7 protein-coding genes are annotated in these 19,133 nt (G+C 75.2%); 6 read left to right on the top strand and 1 reads right to left on the bottom strand.

Annotation, left to right across the window (positions count from 1 at the left end; translation table 11 throughout):
• Window positions 1-43: 43 nt before the first annotated feature.
• From ACIPSJ_RS44825 to ACIPSJ_RS44850, 6 genes are read left to right on the top strand one after another with little or no spacing between them, the layout of a single operon-like run.
• Window positions 44-4,126, top strand: coding sequence for an amino acid adenylation domain-containing protein (locus ACIPSJ_RS44825; protein ID WP_401355449.1), 4,083 nt, complete (start codon window positions 44-46; stop codon window positions 4,124-4,126).
• Complete coding sequence (locus tag ACIPSJ_RS44830; protein ID WP_401354914.1) at window positions 4,123-13,482, top strand: amino acid adenylation domain-containing protein; 9,360 nt, start codon at window positions 4,123-4,125, stop codon at window positions 13,480-13,482. The genes ACIPSJ_RS44825 and ACIPSJ_RS44830 overlap by 4 nt, the downstream gene beginning before the upstream one ends.
• Window positions 13,483-13,493: 11 nt before the next feature.
• Window positions 13,494-14,624: a GSCFA domain-containing protein gene (locus ACIPSJ_RS44835; protein WP_401354916.1), complete on the top strand. Its 1,131-nt coding sequence runs from the start codon at window positions 13,494-13,496 to the stop codon at window positions 14,622-14,624.
• Window positions 14,569-15,288 (top strand): hypothetical protein, encoded by a 720-nt coding sequence (locus ACIPSJ_RS44840; RefSeq protein WP_401354918.1) that lies wholly within the window; start codon window positions 14,569-14,571, stop codon window positions 15,286-15,288. The genes ACIPSJ_RS44835 and ACIPSJ_RS44840 overlap by 56 nt, the downstream gene beginning before the upstream one ends.
• A 31-nt stretch (window positions 15,289-15,319) precedes the next feature.
• Complete coding sequence (locus ACIPSJ_RS44845; RefSeq protein ID WP_359227002.1) at window positions 15,320-16,198, top strand: TauD/TfdA family dioxygenase; 879 nt, start codon at window positions 15,320-15,322, stop codon at window positions 16,196-16,198.
• A gap of 22 nt (window positions 16,199-16,220) precedes the next feature.
• A complete protein-coding gene (locus ACIPSJ_RS44850; RefSeq protein WP_401354920.1) occupies window positions 16,221-16,982 on the top strand; it encodes a hypothetical protein in 762 nt (253 codons plus the stop codon).
• 26 nt (window positions 16,983-17,008) lie between these two features.
• Here ACIPSJ_RS44850 and ACIPSJ_RS44855 read toward each other — a convergent pair whose 3' ends face one another.
• Window positions 17,009-19,105 carry an exo-alpha-sialidase gene (locus ACIPSJ_RS44855; RefSeq protein ID WP_401354922.1) on the bottom strand — a complete coding sequence of 699 codons (2,097 nt, stop codon included), beginning with the start codon at window positions 19,103-19,105 and terminating at the stop codon, window positions 17,009-17,011.
• Between the last annotated feature and the right edge of the window lie 28 nt (window positions 19,106-19,133).

Here is a 19,133-nt window from a genome sequence, read left to right on the forward strand (position 1 = left end):
CGTCCCCGGTCCCGTCCCCCGACAGGAAGGCCAGGCCTTGCCGGTGCAGAACACCCCCCGCCTCGTCCGCCCCGCGTCCTTCGCCCAGCAGCGGCTGTGGTTCCTGGCCCAGCTCCCGGGCGGGAACACCGCCTACAACGAGACCCTGGCCTTCCTCCTCACCGGTCCGCTCGACCGCCGCGTCCTGGCCGCCGCCTTCGACGCCCTGACCGACCGGCACGAGACCCTGCGGACCCGGCTGGTGGCCGAGGCGGGCGGAGTGCGCCAGCACATCGACCCGGCGGGCCCGGGCGGCGTCCTGGACTTCGAGGACCTCACCGCCGCGGCCGACCCCGACGGACGGGTCGCGGCCTGCCAACTCCAGGAGGCGGAGCGGGAGTTCGATCTGGCGGCCGGTCCGCTCTGGCGCGGCCGGCTGCTCGCCCTCGGCGGCGCACGCCATGTGCTGCTGCTGACGTTCCATCACAGCATCTACGACGGCGCGTCGATGAACGTGATGATGCGCGAAGTCGGCCTGCTGTACGCGGCGTCGGCGGCGGGTGTGCCGGACGGTCTGCCCGAGCTGCGACTCCAGTACGCGGACTACGCGGTAGCCCAGCGGGATTCGGTGCTCGGCGGTGGGCTCGCCGCCCAGGAGGCGTACTGGAAGGACGTGCTCGCCGACGCTCCGCCCGTGCTCGAACTGCCGCTGCCGGGGCCGCGGCCGGCGGAGCAGGGGTACGCCGGCGGCCGGGTCGGATTCGAGCTGGACGCGGACGTCACGGCCGCGCTGCGCGGGCTGGCCCGGGAGCACGGGGCCACCTTGTTCGTGGCGGTGCTGACGGGCTGGGCCGTGCTGCTGTCCCGGCTGTCCGGGCAGCAGGACATCGTTGTCGGAAGTCCGGTGGCGGGCCGCCGAGGCCCGGGGACCGCCGGGCTCATCGGGTTCCTCGTCAACTCGCTGCCGCTCCGGGTCGACCTGTCCGGTTCCCCGACCGCGGCCGAGGCCCTGGCCCGGACCCGGGCGGTGGTCCGCGCCGCCCTGGCCCACCAGGACCTGCCGTTCGAGCGGATCGTGGAGGTGGCGAACCCGCCCCGGAGCGCGGCCCACACCCCGCTGTTCCAGACCATGCTGGCCTGGGTCCCGGACCGGCACGACCTGCTGAACCTGCCCGGTGTCGAGACCGTGCCGCTGCCGATCGCCCACGCCCCGGCCAAGTTCGACCTCGCCCTGTCGGCGACCGAGTCGGAGGGCCGGGTCACCGGGCATCTCGACCACGCGACCGCACTGGTGGACACGGCCACCGCCGAACGCTGGGCCGGACACCTCCGGCAACTGCTCACCGACATGGCCCGGCATCCGCACCGCACCGTCGACACCCTGGAGTTGATGGACCCGCGCGAGCGCCTGGAGCTGATCGGCGCCGGCGACGCCACCGGGGTACGGGAGGAGGACGATGCCCTTTCCGGCCCCTCCCGTTCTTCCGGCCCCTCCGGCTGCTCCGGCCGCTCCGACCCCTCCGGCCCCTCCGGCCGCTCCGACCCCTCCGGCCCTTCCGACGCCACGGCGACCGCCCTGCGTACGGCCTCCGGCCTCACGGAGCTCTTCGAGGCCCGGGCCCGCGCGCACCCCTCCGCCACCGCCGTCGCCGCCGTCGCCGACCGGGACCAGGCGCTGGACTACGCGACCCTGGACCGGCGCGCCAACCGGCTGGCGCACGCCCTGGTCGCCCGTGCCGTCCGCCCGGGTGACGTGGTCGGACTGCACGCGCGCCGCACCCGCGACCTGGCCGTCGGCGTCCTCGGCATCCTCAAGGCCGGTGCCGCCTATCTCCCGCTCGACCCGGGGCAGCCCCGGGAACGCCTCGCCGCGATGGTCGAGGACGCCATGTGCCCCGTGGTCCTCAGCGACCACTCCGGCGCGGACCGCCCGCCGGACTGGCTCGACCTGGCCTCGACAGAGGCCGAGGCCGGCACCGACGCCGAGGGGTCCACCGGGGACGAACCGCCGGCCGGGATCACCCACTCCCCGGACCGACTGGCCTACGTGATCTTCACCTCCGGGTCCACCGGGCGGCCCAAGGGAGTCGCCGTCGAGCACCGCAGCGTCCTCAACCTCTTCTCGGCCTGGCACGACCGGATGGGCACCGCGCCGGGCGAGGCGGGCTCGGCCTGGTCCAGCATCGGCTTCGACGCCTCGGTCCACGAACTCCTGCTGCCCCTCACCACGGGCGGTGTGCTGCACATCGTCCCCGAAGAACTGCGGGGCGACCCGGAGGAGTTCTTCGCCTGGCTGCGTGAGCACGAGATCGTCCAGGCGTTCCTGCCGCCCGCCTACGTCAAGTGGGTGGACGAGGACCCGGACGGCCGGTTGCGCGGCCTGCGCCTGCGCAAGCTGCTGACCGGGGTCGAGTCGCTCACCGAGGCCGCGCTGCACCGGATGACGGAGCGCCTGCCCGGCCTGCGGGTCTGCTTCGGCTACGGCCCCACCGAGGCGACCCTCTACAGCATCGCCCACTACGACCCTCGCCCGCTGGACCGCCCGTGCCCCGTCGGCCGTCCGCTGCCCGGCACCCGCTGCTACGTTCTGGACGCCCGGCTGCAGCCGGTCCCGCCGGGCGTCGTCGGGGAGGTCCACCTCGGCGGCGCGGCCCTCGCCCGGGGCTATCTCCACCGCCCCGACCTCACCGAGGAGCGTTTCCTGCCGGACCCGTTCGTGCCCGGCGCCCGCGTCTACCGCACCGGCGACCTCGCCCGCTGGGGCGACGACGGTCTGCTCCACTATGTGGGGCGCGCCGACGACCAGCTGAAACTCCGCGGCTTCCGCATCGAACCCGGCGAGATCGAGGCGGCGTTGACCCGGCTGCCCGGTGTCCGCGAGGCCGTCGTCCTCGCCGACGAGGACCCGGCGGGCCGGCCCCGGCTGGTGGCCGCCGTCGGCCGGGGCACCGCGACGGCCCGTACGAGCGCCGACTGGCGCACGGCACTCGCCCGCAGCCTGCCGGACTACATGGTGCCCGCCGTCGTCCTCGACCTGGAGACCCTGCCGCTGGGCCGCAACGGCAAACTCGACCGCGCCGCCCTGCTGCGCCTCGTGCACGAGCAGACGAACGGCCAGGTCAACACCGCCAGTCCGCGCGACCACGTCGAACACACCCTGTTCCGCGTCTGGCAGCGGGTGCTGCTGCACCCCGCGATCGGCGTCGGCGACAACTTCTTCGACATCGGCGGCACCTCGCTGTCCGCCATCAAGATGGCCCACGAGGTCTCCGAGGCCTTCGGCCGCCGGCTGCCCGTCGCCGAGGTCATGGTGCGGCCGACCATCGAGGCCCTGGCCGCGCTGCTGCGCGAGGACGGCGCGCACCGCGCCCCGGGCAGCCTCATCGAGTTCCGCCGGGGCACCGGCCCCCGGGTGGTCTGCGTCCACCCGGCCGGTGGCACCGCCTTCTGCTACCTGCCGCTCGCCGCCCGTCTGCCCGCGCACACCGGCCTGTACGGCATCCAGTCCCCCGGGGTGAACCCGGGCGAGGACCTGCTGCCCACCGTGGAGGCGATGGCCGAGGCCTATCTGCGCCTGCTCGAACCCCTCGGCGACGGCCCGCTCGTCCTGACCGGTCTCTCCTACGGCGGGCTCGTCGCCCACGAGATGGGCCGCCTGCTCGGCCGGGCCGGACGGAGCGATGTGAGCGTGGTGCTGCTCGACACCCAGGCGACCGACGACGCCGAGACCCGCGCGGCGATCGCCCCCGTCGACGCGGCGGAGTTCCGCGACAAGCTCGTGCGGTTCAACGGGATGTACCCGGGCATCGACGACGCCCAGGTGGACCGGTACTTCCGGATCTACAACCACAACCGGCTCACCGCCCGCGAGCACGTCCCGGCCGCCTCCCCGGCCCGGCTGGTCCTCGCCGAGGCCGTACCGGACGGCGCCCGCACCCCCTTCCACGCGGAGGTCCGCGCCTTCTGGGAGCGGCGCGCGCAGGGCGACTTCCACGTGGAGACGATGGAATGCGACCACTGGGAGATCCTGGAGGGCGCCGAGACGGCCCGGGTCGCCGCGCTGCTGGCCGCCGAACTGGCCCATCACGAGGGGCAGTCGACCCGCTCGGCGCGCCCCGTCGCCGTACCGGCGGGAGAAGCCCGATGACCGACCTCGGCACGCCGTCCCGTCCGACCGAACTCGGCCTCCCCGAGGCCGGGTTGGCCGCGGCCGTCCTCGACCGGGCCCGTCGTACGCCTTCCGCGGTCGCCGTCGAGGACGGCGGGCGGCTGCTCGACTACGCCGAACTCGACCTGCTCAGCGGCCGGGTCGCCGAGCGGCTGCGGGAACGGGGCGTGGGCGCCGGGCAGTCCGTGGCGGTCTGCCTGCCCCGCTCCTGGCGGCTGGTGTGCGTCATGCTCGGGATCCGCCGCGCGGGAGCCACCGTCGTCCCCCTCGACCGGCTCAGCCCGCCCGACCGGCAGCGCCACATCCTCGACGACTCCGGCGCCGTCGCGGTCGTCCACGACGGTACGACCGAGCACGCCCACGGGATCGAGGCCGGCCTGCTCCTCGGCCCGGCCGCATCCCCCGTCGCCGCCGCACGGCCCGCACCCCCCGGCGACGCCGCACGGCCCGCTCCCCCCGTCTCCGCCGCACGGCCCGCTCCCGTCGGCGACTGCGGCACGGGCTTCGTCTTCTACACCTCCGGCAGCACCGGCCGCCCCAAGGGCGTGGAGGTCACCGACGCGGGTGTGCTGCGGCTGGCCCGGCCGGGCTGGCTCGACCCGCGGCCCGGTGCCCGGTTCGGCTGCCTGTCCAACCCGGCTTTCGACGCGCTCAGTTTCGAGGTCTGGACCCCGCTGCTCACCGGCGGCGTCTGCGTCGTCCTGGACGACTCCGAGGTGCACAGCCCGCACCGGTTCGCGGCCGTGCTGCGCGAGCGCCGCGTCGACACCCTGTTCCTCACGGTGGCGCTCTTCAACACGGTCGTCGACCAGGTCCCCGGCTGCTTCGCCGGCACCGCGCAGGTCCTCGTCGGCGGCGAACGGCTCGACCCGCGCGCGATCCGCACCTGGTACGACGCGAACCCGGGCGCCGCCACCGTCCTGCACAACGTGTACGGGCCGACGGAGGCGACGACGTTCGCCCTGTGGCACCCGATACCCCGCGACTTCGACGGCGACTCGGTCCCGATCGGCACCGCGCTGCCGGGGACCGGAGTGCTGCTGCGCACCACGGACGGGCGCCTCGCGGAGGACGGCGAGGTGGCCGAACTCCTGCTCTCCGGAACGGCGTTGGCACGCGGCTACCGCAATCTGCCGGAGCTCACCGAGCGGTGCTTCGTCCGGCTGGCGGACGAGGGCGGCACCCCGCGCCGCTGGTACCGGACCGGTGACCTGGTGCGCCGGGACGCAGACGGGCGGGTGACCTATGTCGGACGCGCCGACCGGCAGGTCAAGGTGCGCGGCTTCCGTATCGAACCGGGCGAGGTGGAGCAGCGGATCCTGACCCTGCCCGCCGTCCGCCAGGCCCATGTCTGCACCCGGCGGGACGCGGCGGACCGCCACGAACTGCTGGCCTTCCTCGTCCTCGGCGACGGCCTCTCCTTCACCGACTACGCACGTCATCTCGCCGCCGCCCTGCCGCCGTACATGCGCCCCCACCACACTTACCTCGTCACCCGGCTCCCGCTGACCGCCAACGCAAAGGTCGACCGGGCCGCGCTGCTGCGCGACGCGGCCACGCCGTGGCGCGGCAGCCGGGCGGACGCGGTGGCCGTCCGCGCGGACCAGCGTCCCGTCCTGGAGGCCGCCGAGGAGATCCTCGCCGTCGGCGGTCTGCGTCCCGACGACCGGTGGATCCCGAGCGGCGGCGACTCCCTCAAGGCGGTGCGGTTCCGCTTCGCGATCCTGGAACGGTACGGCGTCGACCTCCCCCAGGACCTGGTGCTGGAGGCCGACTTCGCCGCCCTCGCGGACGCCGTGCGCACCGCGCCGGCCGGCTCCCGCCCGCCGCTGCCACCAGCCGCCCCGGACGCCACGACGGCGCCCGCCACCAGCGAGCAGGAACGTCTCTGGCTGCTGCGGCTGCGCGACCCCGACGACCGCTCCTACGACGTGCCGCTCGCCTTCCGGATCCGGGGCACCGTCGACCCGCGGGCGCTGCGCCGCGCGCTGTGCTCGCTGGTGGAGCGGCACCCCGCCCTGCGCACCCGGCTGGTGCCCGCCCCGGACGGCCTGCTCCAGCGGACCGAGCCGCCGTACGACCCCTGGCAGCCGCCGCACGCCCGTGCGGAGGAGCCCTGGCAGGAGACCGCCGACCGCTTCTTCGCCCACCGATTCGACCTGACCGAGCCCCGTATGCTGCGGGCCGCCTGGACGGAGCGGGCCGACGGCGGCCTGTTGCTGCTGCATCTGCACCACGCGGCCGTGGACGGCTGGTCGCTCAACGTCCTCTTCCGGGACCTCGCCGAGGCCTACGCGGGCGCCGCCGGACGTCCGGCCCCGGCCGCCGGCCCGCTCGACCTCGCCCGCTGGCAGCGGGACTGGCGGGCGGCCCCCGGCTACGCGGACCACCGCGCCCGGCTGCGCGAGCACTACGCCGCCGCGCCGGAACCGTCACCGGCCCTGTCCGCTCCCGAGTCCCAGCCCCAGCCCAGGCCCGTGCCGACGTCCTCCGCCCAGCCTCAGCTGGTGCCGACGTCCTCCGCCCGGCCCCCGGCACCGGCTCGGGCGCGGCTGCTGCGCACCTCCCTCGACCTGGTCCGCCGTAGCGCGCTGGACCGGCGTGCCGCGGAGCTCGGCCTGACCAGGTTCCAGCTGCTGGTGTCGGCGTTCGGTGCGTGCCTGTACGGCGTGACGGGGCAGGCCAGGCCGCTGGTCGCCGCTCCGGTGGCGAACCGGCCGCGCCCCGAGTTCGCCGAGACCGTCGGCATGTTCGCCAACACCGTGCTCCTCGGCCTGGACGCCCGGCCCGGCGACTCCCTCCGTGCCCACCTCGCGTCGCACGCCGACACCGTGCGGCGGGTTCTGCGGGGGCAGGAGGTGCTCCTCGCCGATGTCCTCGCCGACCCGGCGTTCCGCGACCGCTCGCCCCTCTTCGACTACCTCTTCGTCCTGGAGAACACGGAGTTCTCCGCCCTGCGCCTGACGGACTGCGCGGTCGAGCCGCTGTGGCCCGAGCCGCTGGGCGCCAAGTGCGCGCTGACGCTGTCGGTGGTGGAGGACGAGTCCGGGTTCGCCTGCCTCTGGGAGTACCGCGACGACTTCGGCGCCGAACGCGCGGAGAGCGCGGCCCGGCTGTTCCGGCAGGCCCTGGACCGGCTGACCGGCGACGACGGCGACATCACCCTCGGCGAACTCGTCGCCCCGCACCGCACGTCGGCGACGGTGCACGGCACTCCCGCGGCAGCGGACTTCGCGACGGTCGCCGAGGGCTTCGCCCGTCAGGTGGCCCGCACCCCGGACGCGCCCGCCGTCACCCTCGGCGGGGCCACTCTCACCTACGCCGAACTCGACGCCCAGGCCAACGAGTTGGCGTCACTTCTGACGGCCCCCGAGGATCCCGCCGCCCCGGCATCCGTGGCGCTCTGCCTCCAGCCGTCCGTCGAGCACGTCGTCGCCCTGCTCGCGGCGGCCCGGCTCAACCTGACCGTCGTCCCCCTCGACCCCGCCTACCCGCCCTCCCTGTTGCGGCACGTCCTGGACCACGCGGACCCGCTGTGCGTGCTCTCCGGCGCCCAGGACCTCGACGTCCTGGCCACGATCGCCCCGCCGGACCTGCCCCGGCACGTCGTCACCCTCACCCGCACGCCCAGCGCACCGCCCGTGCCGTACCGCCACCGCGGACTCCGGCCGCTGTACACCCTGTTCACCTCCGGCTCCACGGGCACGCCCAAGGGGGTCCAGGTCCCCGACCGGACCCTGTGCGACCTGATCGCCTGGCAGCGGGCCGAAGGAGGTCTCGAACGGCGCGCCGTCACCCAGCAGTTCTCCATGCTCTCCTTCGACGTCTCCTTCCAGGAGATCCTCACCACGCTCTGCTCCGGCGGCGAACTGCGCCTGGTGAGACCGGCGTGGCGGCAGGACATGCCCACCCTGCTGCGGCAGTTGGAGACGGGCGGAGCGGAGCGGATCTTCCTGCCGTACGTGGCCCTGCAGCTGCTCGCCGAACACGGGGAGCGTGGCGGGGTGTTCCCGTCCCGGCTGCGTGAAGTCGTCACCGCCGGGGAGCAGTTGGTGTGCACGGACGCGATCCGGCGCTGGTTCGCGGGGCTGCCGGGCGGTGCCCGGCTGTTCAACCACTACGGGCCGACCGAGACCCATGTCGTCAGCGGCCTGTGCCTCGAAGGCGACCCGGGCGGCTGGCCGACGCGACCGGCCATCGGACGCCCGGTGGCGGGGGCCGTGCTGCGGGTGGTCGACGAGGGCGGTCTGCCGGTCCCGCCGGGTGTGACGGGCGAGCTGCTCGTCGGCGGTCCCATGGCGGGCCGCTGCTACCTGGGCGACCCCGCGGCACACGCGGACCGGTTCGTGGACGACCCCGAGCTGGGCACCCTGTACCGCACCGGCGACCGGGCCCGCTTCGACGAGGAAGGGCTGCTGCACTACGCGGGGCGCGACGACGGCCAGGTCAAACTGGGCGGGCACCGCCTGGAACTGGGCCAGGTCGAGGCCGCGTTGCTGGGCTGTCCGGGAGTGGTCAACGCGGTCGCGGGCGTGCTGGACGGCCGGCTGGTCGCCGTCCTCCAGTGCCGGGGCGAGGATCCCGACCCGGCGGACCTGGCCCGGCAGCTGGCGCGGCTGCTGCCCGCCTACGTCCGGGTGGCCCGGTTCCGCCGCGTCACGGACCTGCCGCGCACACCGAGCGGCAAGCTGGACCGCCGGGCGGCGCTCACCGCTCCGGGGCGCGAACTGCGCGCGGACGACCGGGCGGGCGACCGCGCGGACGCCGGGCTGTCGCCCCTCGAACGGCGGCTGGCGGACCTGTTCCGGACCGCGACCGGGCGGAGCGTCGCCGTGGACGAGCGGTTCTTCGACGCCGGGGCCACCAGCCTGGACCTGATGCGCTTCCAGCTCAGATGCGCGGGTGAGGGCGATCTCCCCTTCTCCGTACCGGACTTGTTCGAGCACGTCACCCTGCGCGCCCTGGCCCGGCTGGTGTCGGACGACGGCACCGCCCCGGACACCCCTGGCTCCCGGCCGGAGCCGAGCCGGGCGGAGCCGAGCCAGGCGGAGCCGCGCCGGGCGGAGCCGCGCCGGGCGGACGAGCCCGTGGCCGTCGTCGGCATGGCCGTACGGCTGCCCGGCGCGCCCGACCTGGCCGCGTTCTGGGACCTGGTCGTCTCCGGCCGGCGCGGCATCGAGCACTTCGCCGCGGCCGACGGCCGGGTCGGCGCCCTCAGCCAGCTGGAAGGGCCGCTCGCCTTCGATCCGGGCCGGTTCACGATCAGCCCGCAGGAGGCGCGGCTGATGGACCCCCAGCAGCGCCAGCTGCTGATGAACTGCGCCGAGGCCCTCGCCCACGCCGGGATCGGCGACCCGGCGCGGCTGTCGGTCGGTCTGGTCGCCTCCTGCGGCGAGAACACCTACTTCCAGCGCATGCTCCGCGACGGCGACCCGGACCTGCTGCCCGACTCCTTCCGGCTGGCCCTGCACCACGAGAAGGACTTCCTCGCCACCAAGGCCGCCTACCATCTCGGGCTGACCGGACCGGCGTTCACGCTCCAGTCCGCCTGCTCCAGTTCGCTCGCCGGGGTGCACATCGCCGCCGGGATGCTGCGGCAGGGCGACGCCGAGGTGATGCTCGTCGGCGGGGTCCTCGTCGACACCGAGCTGACCGACGGCTACACCTACCGGCCGCAGCACATCTTCTCCCCCGACGGGCACTGCCGGCCCTTCAGCGCGGACGCCGAGGGCACCGTGGGCGCGAGCGGCACCGCGGTGGTCGTCCTCAAGCCGCTGGCCGCGGCCCGCCGGGACGGCGACACCGTCTACGCGGTCGTCACCGGCTCGGGCCTCAACAACGACGGCTCCGGAAAGCTCGGTTACAGCGCCCCGTCGCTGCCCGGGCAGCGCGCCGCGATCCGTACCGCGCTGGAGCGGAGCGGCCGCCGCGGCGACGAGGTCGGATACGTCGAGGCGCACGGCACCGGCACCCGGCTCGGGGACCCGGTCGAGGCGGCGGCGCTGCGCCAGGCGTACGGGCCGGCGGCGGACGCGCGGCTTGCGCTGTCGTCCGTGAAGAGCCAGATCGGCCACCTGGGCGCGGCGGCGGGCGTGGCGGGACTGGTGCGGGCGGTGCTCGCCGTGCACCACGGGGTCGTACCGCCGACGGCCGACTTCGACCGGCTCAACCCGGAGATCGCCGACGGCCCGTTCCGGATCCCGGTCGCCGCCGAGCCCTGGGCCGCGGACCGGCCCAGGGTGGCCGGGGTGAGCAGCTTCGGCATCGGCGGCACCAACGCCCACCTCCTACTGGAACAGCCGGCCGCGGCGCCGGAGCAGGTTCCGCCCGAGATACCGCCGTGCCTGGTGCTGTCCGGCGCCTCGGAGGCCGCCGTCCGCGCGGACGGGCGCCGAATCGCCGACTATCTGACGGCCCGCCCCGAGGCCTACCCCCAGGTGCTGCGGCACCTCCAGGCCGGGCGGCCCGCCCTGGCCCACCGCGCGGCGGCCGTCCGCCCCGACGCCGCCTCCGCCGTCGCCTGGCTGCGGTCCCTGCCGGCGGTCACCGCGCCCCCGGCGCAGGACGCGCCGGCCGTGGAGGACCTCGACCCGCGGGCCCTCGCCGGGGCATGGGCGGCCGGCCGCGCCGTCGCCTGGCCGCCCGGCCCGGCGCCCGCGCCCTGGGACTTCCCGCCGCCCGCCTTCGACACGGCCGAGTACGACATCCCGCGCGCCCCCGAGGCGCCGTCCGCCGCCTCCCGGCTGCCCGCCGCCGAGTGGCTGCACCAGCCCCTGTGGACCCGCTCACGGCGCGCCCGCACCGGTGCCCCGGCGTCCCGCCGTACCGCCGTGGTGGTGATCGGTCCCGGACAGGACGGTGAGAACTGGCGGTTCCTGGAGCGCCCCTACGCCCGGGTGGTGACCGTACGCGCCGGGCAGGGCCTGACCCGGCTCGGCGAGGACCGCTACGAGGCCGATGTCGCCGACGCCGCTCAACTCGCCGCCCTGCTCGACCGCCTGACCGGCGCGGGCGAACCCCCCGTCGACTGGCTGCACGCGCTGCCGCTCGCCCTCGGCGACGGCACGGACGCGACCGGTCTGCGGACCGCCGAGTGGGCCTGCCTGGACACGGTCGCCGCCCTCGCGTCGGCCCTCGCCGGCCGCCCGGTGGCGGACCGGCCCCGGGCCTGGCTGCTGTCCCAGCGGGCACAGCCGGTCACCGGGACCGTCCGCGTCCCCCTGGCCGGTCTGCTCGCCGGGGCCCTCGAAGTCCCCCGGCAGGAACTCGGCGTCACGCTCCGCTGGACCGACCTGCCCGGCCCCGACCCGGCGGCCTGGGCCGCCCACCTGCCCGACCTGCTCCTCGACGACACCGTCACCGACCGGGCGACGGCGCTCCGCGGCGGCTTCTGGTGGCACCGCACCACCGTGCCGGTGCCCGCCGGTGAGGCGCCCCGCCCCGCCGCCGCACCGGGCACCCATCTGGTCCTCGGCGGCACGGGCGGCATCGGCACCACCCTGGCCGCGGACCTCCTCCTCCGGCATCCCGGCAACCGGGTCGTCCTGGTCGCCCGCGGTGCCGAAGTGCCCACCGCGCTACGGCCGTTCGGCGAGCGCGTCACCCTGGTCACCGCCGACCTGGCGGCCGAGGAACCCGCGGCGGTCGCGGACCGGCTGATCCCGCTGCTCGACGGGCTGGCCGGTGTCGTGCACGCCGCCGGCACCGCCGGGGGCGGGCTGCTGGCCCGCCGCGAACCGGGCGCCGCCCGCGCCGTCACGGCGGCCAAACTGCGCGGGGCCCTGCTCGTCGAACTCCTCGTCGCCGAACACGCCCCCGACTACGTCCTGTACTGCTCCTCGATGGCGGCCCGGTTCGGCGGGGTCGGCCAGTTCGACTACGCGGCCGCCAACGCCTGCCTCGACGCCTACGCCCACCACACCGCGCCCGGCGGCGACGCCACCGTACGGACGAGTGTCGGCTGGGACGCGTGGCGGGACGTCGGCATGGCCCAGCGGCACGCCGCCCGCGCGGACGCCCGGCACCGGGACCACCTGACCGTGGCGCTCACGCCCGAGGAGGGCACCGCCGTCTTCGAGCGGGCCCTCCACCTCCAGCTGCCCGGTCTCCTCGTCAGCACGACGGACCTGACGGCCGCGCGCGCCTTCTACGAACCGGCCGACACCGTATCCACGTCCACGTCCACGTCCACGTCCACGTCTCCCGAAGCGTCCGCCACCGCCGTGCGGGGCGACATCGGCGCGGAGATCACCGGAGTCCTCCTCGGCCTCCTCGGCGTGGACACCGTCGATCCGCAGGCCGCCCTGTACGACCTGGGCGCCGACTCGCTGACCCTGCTGGAACTCCTGGACGAGATCAAACGCCTGCACGGCACCGACATCGAACTGTCCCGGCTCAGCCACCGGGTGAGCCTCGCGGAGCTCCTCGGCCACCTCGGCGGCGGCTGCGGACCGCAGGGCACGGTGGTGGACGTCGAGGTGTGGCAGCGCGCCCCCGGTCCGGACGTGCTGTGCCTGGTGCATCCGGTCGGCGGGGACGTCCAGGCCTACCGCCCGCTGGTGTCCGCCCTCCCCGACGACCTCACCGTCTGCCTGATCGCCGACCCCGGACTGCGCGACCCCGGACTGCCGGACCGGTCCATCGAGGAGCGCGCCGCGCTCTATCTGGCCGCCGTACGACGGGAGTTCCCGGCACCCGCGCACCGACTGACGCTCGCCGGCTGGTCGTTCGGGGCGTGGACCGCGCTGTCGATGGCCGCGCTCGCCGAGGCCGAGGACCGGCCGGTGACCACCCTCCATCTCCTCGACCCGCCGCCACCGGACGCGGGGCACCGCCTCGCCGCCTACGACGAGGAACAGATACAGGCGGTCTTCGCCCGCGAGTTGAGCGGAAACACGGCGGCGCGGCCGACGGAACGGGACCTCGGCATCACCGGACCCGGCCGGAGCGCCCCCGGCACCCTCACGGAGTCCGGGCGCGCGTACGCGGAGCGGCTCGCGCGCCGCTGCCGGGCGAATCTGGCGGCCATGGCCGGGCACCTGCTGCCGCGGCTGCGCCGGACGCCCGCCGTCGTATGGCTGGCGGCACGCCACGTGGACGAGGCCCTGCTCGCGCCCGAACCGACCGGTCCCGGTGCCTGGGACGCCCATCTGCCGTCGCCGTTCCGGCTGCACCAGGTCGACGCCGACCACTACGGGATCGTCGCCGAGCCGTACGTGCGGGAGATCGCCGCCGCACTCGCCGAGCGCCCGTCCGCCGCACCCGCCGAACCCTCGCCCGCCGGCCTCGCCGACCCCCCGTCCGGCGCCCGGCCGCAGCCCGCCGGACGGATCTGAGGAGACCACCCGTGCAGCATCCGTACACCCGCCTGCCCGCGCGGTCGTTCTGGCGCACCGCGGTCGCCGAACCGGACCCGGCGGACATCGACGGCCTGTGGACGCCGAAGTTCGCGATCGGCCAGGACGATCCCGTCGTCACCGCCGGATCCTGTTTCGCCGCGCACATCGGCCGGGCCCTCCTGGCGGAGGGCATGCACTGGTACGACGCCGAACTCCCGCCGCCCGGCCTGACGGCCGCCGAGCAGGCGGCGCGCGGCTACCGCCGTTTCTCCTTCCGGACCGGCAACGTCTACACGGCCGCCGCGCTGCGCCAGTGGGTCGCCTGGGCGCTGGAGGAGGAGAAGCCGCCGGAGGAGGTGTGGGCGGAGGACGGGCGCTTCCACGATCCCTACCGGCCGGCCGTGGAACCGGACGGCCTCGGCTCGCCCGACGAGGTGCTGCACGCCCGCGCGGTCACCCTGCACGCGATCCGCACCGCCCTCACCAAGGCCGACGTGCTGGTGTTCACCCTCGGCCTGACCGAGGCCTGGCACGACGTCCGCACCGGCACCGTGCTGCCGATGTGTCCCGGAACCCTGCGCGGCAGCTACGACCCCGGCCGGCACGTCCTGCACAACCACACCGTCGACCGGGTGCAGCGCGACCTCACGGACGTGCTCGCGATGGCGCGCGGGGTCAACTCCCGGCTGCGGACGGTCCTCACGGTCTCCCCGGTCCCGCTGACCGCGACCGCCACCGGCCGCCACGCACTGGTCGCCACCACCCACTCCAAGTCGGTGCTGCGCGCGGCGGCCGGTCAGCTCGCCGACACGTCGGACGAGGTCGACTACTTCCCGTCGTACGAGATCGTCACCGGCTTCCCCTACCGGGCCGCGTTCTACGAACCGAACCTGCGCACGGTCACCCCCGACGGAGTGGCCTTCGTGATGCGGCACTTCTTCCGGTCCCTGCGGCCCGAGCCCGCACCGGCCATCCCCGTCGCAGATGTCACCGGCACCACCGGCACCACCGGCACCACCGGCACCACCGGCACCACCGGCACCACCGGCACCACCGGCACCACCGGCAGAGAGGACCACTGGTGTGACGACGCCGTGCTCGACTACTACGGCCCCCGCCCGGTTCCTCCTGCTCGGTGACTCGCACGCCGGCTGCGTGGGACGGGCCGCGCTCCAGGCGGATCTGCCCTTCGTGGGCGGGCCGGTCGGCTCGGGGCGGGATTTCCTGGGTCCGTTCCTCGACCTCGACGGCGCGGACGGCGACGACGGCGACGACGGCGACCTCGTCTTCCGGGACGCGGAGACCCGGCGGCTGGTCCGGGAGTTCCTGGACGCGCTCGGTGTGACCGGGTTCGCGGAGCTGGGGGTGCCGCTCGTGTGCACGTTCGGGCTGAGCGCCCACACGGTGGCGACCCGGCAGAACTGGGACATCCACCGCGACCGGCATGGCACCGTGCCCGAGGGGTTCCTGCGCAGCGGCCTGTTCGGGGACCTGGTCCGGGAAAGCGCCCGCGGCGCGCTCGCCTTCTACGAGCGGACGGCCGCGCTCGGGCTGCGGGTGCTGGCCCCGCTGCCGCCGCAGCGCGTCCCGGGCATGTCCGACCCGGCCGTCTTCTTCGCCGCCCAGGACGTCCTCGGCGCCGAACTCGCCGCGCGCGGTGTGGAGATCGTCGACCTGCGCGCCCGGGTCACCGACGGCTCCGGACGGCAGCGGCCCGTCTTCTGCGAGGCCGACGACACGATCCACGGCAACCTCGCCTTCGGCCGCCTGGTGGTCGCCGAACTCCTCGACCGCGCCCTGTGACCCCGCAACCCCGATCCCCAGGAGGTCCCCCATGGAGGACTACGCGCTCCGCGCCGTCGAACGGCTCACCACCCGCCCCGTCGAGCCGTACGACACCTTCACGCTCGCCCCGATCACCCCGGTGCTGGGCGCCGAGATCACCGGCCTCGACCTCTCGCGGGAGCTGACACCCCAGCAGGAGAAGGAGCTCACGCACGCGTTCCACGCCCACCATGTGCTGGTCTTCCGCGACCAGGACCTGACCCCCGAGGCGCACAAGCGGTTCGCGGGCGTCTTCGGAGCCCTGCACCCCGTCGCCCTCGCGGCGGAGGGTTCGGACCCGCACATCCTGGAGATCAAGGCGGACAAGGACTCCAAGGCCGTCGCCGGCAACGGCTGGCACTCCGACGGCACCGCCGACGCCGAGCCCTCCCTCGGCTCCATGCTGTACATCACGACGATCCCCGAGGGCGGCAGCGGCGGCGACACCCTGTTCGCCAACATGCACCTCGCCCACGACCTGCTCTCCCCCGCCCTGCGCGGCTTCCTGGACGGCCTGACCGCCCTCCACGACGGCGCCAAGCCCTGGACGGACGCCGGGCTGACCCCGCCGCCCGAGTACGACGTGCCGCGCACCGAACAGCCGGTCGTCGTCCGCCATCCGGAGAACGGCCGCAAGCTGCTGTTCGTCAACGCCCCCTACACCTCGCACATCACCCAGCTCGCGCGCCCCGAGAGCGACGCCCTGCTGGGGATGCTGTACGCGCACATCGCCCGTACCCCGCTGCTGCACTGCCGGGTCCGCTGGCAGGAACGCACGCTGGTGTTCTGGGACAACCGCAGCGTGCAGCACCACGCGGTCTGGGACTACTTCCCGCACACCAGGGAGGGCCGCCGCGTGGCCATCGACGGTTCCGCCCTGCACGCCTGACCCGGCCGGAGGGAGAGCGCACATGGCCACGTCCACGGCCGCCCCGGCGGCCTTCCTCGCCGCGCTGCGGTCCCCGGCCGCCGAGCCGCCCGCGGCCGGCCTGCCCGGCTGGCTGTGGCGGCTCGCCACCGCCGTCCACGGGGAACTGCCGCCGCCCTACGCGGACGCCTGGGCGACCCGGCTGCACGGCCTGCTCGGCACGGCCGGTGTCCCGGCCGGGCTGCGGGCCGTGCACGTCTGGCAGGCGGACACCGTGCTGCCGCTGCTCGCGCGGACATCGGACCAACCCGTACCCGTACCCGCGCCCTCGCCGTCGCCGTCGCCGTCGCCGTCGCCGTCGCCCGCGGAGCTGCACCGCGCGGCGGCCCGGGGCGCACCGGCCGACCGGGCCGCCTGGCGGTCGGCCCTGGGCCCGTCGCTGCTGCGGCTGTACGAGGCCGCCTACGACCGTGCCTCCGCCTACGCCGAGGGGCACGCGGGCGCCCGTGACTACGCGCTGGCCAACGGGTACGCCGAAGCCGAGGCGGACGCCTACGGCCACGAGTACGCGCGGCTCAGCAGTGAGGCGAACGCCCGCGCCTTCGCCGAGGCGCACGCGCGGGCCGTCGGCGCGGCGCTCGCGGCGGCGTACGCGGCCGACGACGCGCGGGCCTACGCCGACACCTTCCCGGAAGCGCAGCTGAGGGCGGTCGTACGCGCCACGGCGACCGGGGGCGAGGAGCGCCGGACTCGGCTGCTCCTGGCCGACGGTCTCCTCACGGCGCTGACGGCTCCCCGGCCGTGACCCCGGCGGCCCGTGCCGGCCGGGTCTCAGGTCCGCGGGCCCAGCAGCCGGATCGCGTCGGCGGCCACCGGTCCGTCGGCGTCGTTGGTCAGCTCGACCGACGTGCCGAGACCGGCCGGCAGGCTGAACTCGCCGAGCGAGACCCAGGTTCCGCCGCGCGGGTCGGCGGCGCCGGCGGCCCGCTGGTCGACGCGAACGGTCGTGGTGGCGTCGGGCTGGACGACGGCGTACGGGGCGTTGCTCGCGCGGCTCGCGGCCGGGGGGTAGGACACCTGGATCTCGTACACGCCGTCCTGGGGCACGACCGGCCGCCAGCGCACCTTCCGCTGGCCCGAACCGGCGGGCGCCGTCCGGTAGTTGCCCGACCAGTAGCCGGGGTCCACCGTCGCCGTCGGCCAGCTGCCGCCGACGATCTCGAAGCCCAGCCGGTCGTTGTCCACGACCACCTCGGCGCGTACGTCGGCGGAGCCGGGCGCCTCGACCAGGCTGAGCGAGTCGAGGCCGAGGCGGGTGCCGCCGCCCCGGCCGGTCCCGGTCACCGCGCACCGCAGGGTGTGCCGGCCGGCGCGCAGCCGGGTGGTGCCGAGGCGGGCCAGGTCGAAGCCGTCCGCGGACTGCGCGGTGGCGTCGATCGCGTAGGCGGGCAGTCCGGAGCGGTCCACGGTGACGGTGGACAGGGCGCCGTCCGCGGTGCGGTGGTAGCGCAGGAGCAGTTCGTACTCTCCGGTGTGCGGCGCCCGGAAGGTGAACTCCACCGCGTCGCCGACCTGTCCGGGGGTGAAGTCCAGGCGCTCGGCACGGCGCGCCAGTGGATCGTCGACGGTCTGCACGGCACCGCCGGTGACCTCGGGGTCCGAGTCGGCGAGGGCGACGACGGTCTCCCGGTAGTGGGGGCCACGGCGCAGGCTGTCCCGGCCGCCGGTCAGCCAGTCCAGGGAGAAACGGCAGACGTTGACCCGCAGCGGGACGCTGGCCATGTCGCCGTCGCAGCCGTAGAGCAGCACGATGGTGCCGTCGGAGAGCCGGGCGAGATCCGAGTAGAAGGAGCGGTTCTCGTTGACGACCCGCTGGTAGCGGTAGGAGTAGCCGTCGTCGTAGCTGACCGCCACCGTCATGTTGCGCCGGACGGGTGAGTCGGGGCGGCTGAACAGGACCCGCCCGGTGTCGTGGCCGCCGGTGTAGCGCAGCAGGCCGGCGTCGACCGCGTTGAAGGAGCCGGTGGCGCCGTCGAACGCCGGCTGCGACCAGGTCAGGCCGTCGTCCGTGCTGACGGAGACGATGCGCTGCCCCTCACCGCCCGCCGCGGCGCGGCCGTTGACGAACACGCTGCCGTCGGCGCGCTGCACCAGCCGCGCCTCGTTGATGGGGTAGGCGACCTGCACGGGGACTTCGCCGGTGGCCTGCCAGGTGGCGCCGTGGTCGTCGCTGTAGATCGGCGCGACGCCGTAGAACCGCTGGGCCACGGTGTTGCCGACGATCACCCTGCGGTGCGCGCAGTTGAGCAGCAGCCGGCCGGATCTCAGCTGGATGCCGTGGCCCGGACCCGGGCCGTGCAGCGCCCAGTTGTAGGGAAACCCGTCGAACAGGCCTGCCAGGTTTCGGACTTCGCTCCAGGTCTGTCCGCTGTCCCGGCTGGAGATGACATAGAGGTCGCCCGAGTCGCCCGAGCAGGAGGTGTTCTCGGGCAGCCGGAGCGAGAGCATGTAGAAGAGGAAGACCTCCCGCGTGTGGCGGTCCACGACCAGCGCCGGGTTGCCCCAGGACTCGCCGTCGACGGAGGTGACCAGGGTGCGGCTCTCCTCCCAGCTCCGGCCGCCGTCGGTGCTGCGGCGCAGCAGCAGGTCGCGCGGTCCGGCGTCGCACACCTCGTGACGGCCTTCGGTGACGGCCAGGACGGTGTCGTCGGGCAGTACGGCGAGCGCGTGCACGTGGTAGCTGACCAGCGGGCCCTCTCCGGAGTCCCAGAGGGTCTGCTCGTCGAAGAAGGTGCCGTGCCGGCCGGCGGCGTGGGCCGCCGGTCCGAGGGCCACGGAGCCGAACGCGGCGGTCGCCGAGGCGCCGACGACCCCGAGGGTGAAGGATCTGCGGTTCATGGCGGTGCGGTGCGGTCCGCTGTCGGACATGGTGGGCCACCCCTTCCGGGCGGTACGG

It is taken from the genome of Streptomyces sp. NPDC090088 (genome assembly GCF_044747345.1).
Classification (GTDB): Bacteria; Actinomycetota; Actinomycetes; order Streptomycetales; family Streptomycetaceae; genus Streptomyces.

Coding starts and splice junctions, on each gene's coding strand:
- ACIPSJ_RS44850 (WP_401354920.1), top strand. CDS start 16,221: ATGGCCACGTCCACGGCCGCCCCGGCGGCCTTCCTCGCCGCGCTGCGG.
- ACIPSJ_RS44830 (WP_401354914.1), top strand. CDS start 4,123: ATGACCGACCTCGGCACGCCGTCCCGTCCGACCGAACTCGGCCTCCCC.
- ACIPSJ_RS44845 (WP_359227002.1), top strand. CDS start 15,320: ATGGAGGACTACGCGCTCCGCGCCGTCGAACGGCTCACCACCCGCCCC.
- ACIPSJ_RS44855 (WP_401354922.1), bottom strand. CDS start 19,105: ATGTCCGACAGCGGACCGCACCGCACCGCCATGAACCGCAGATCCTTC.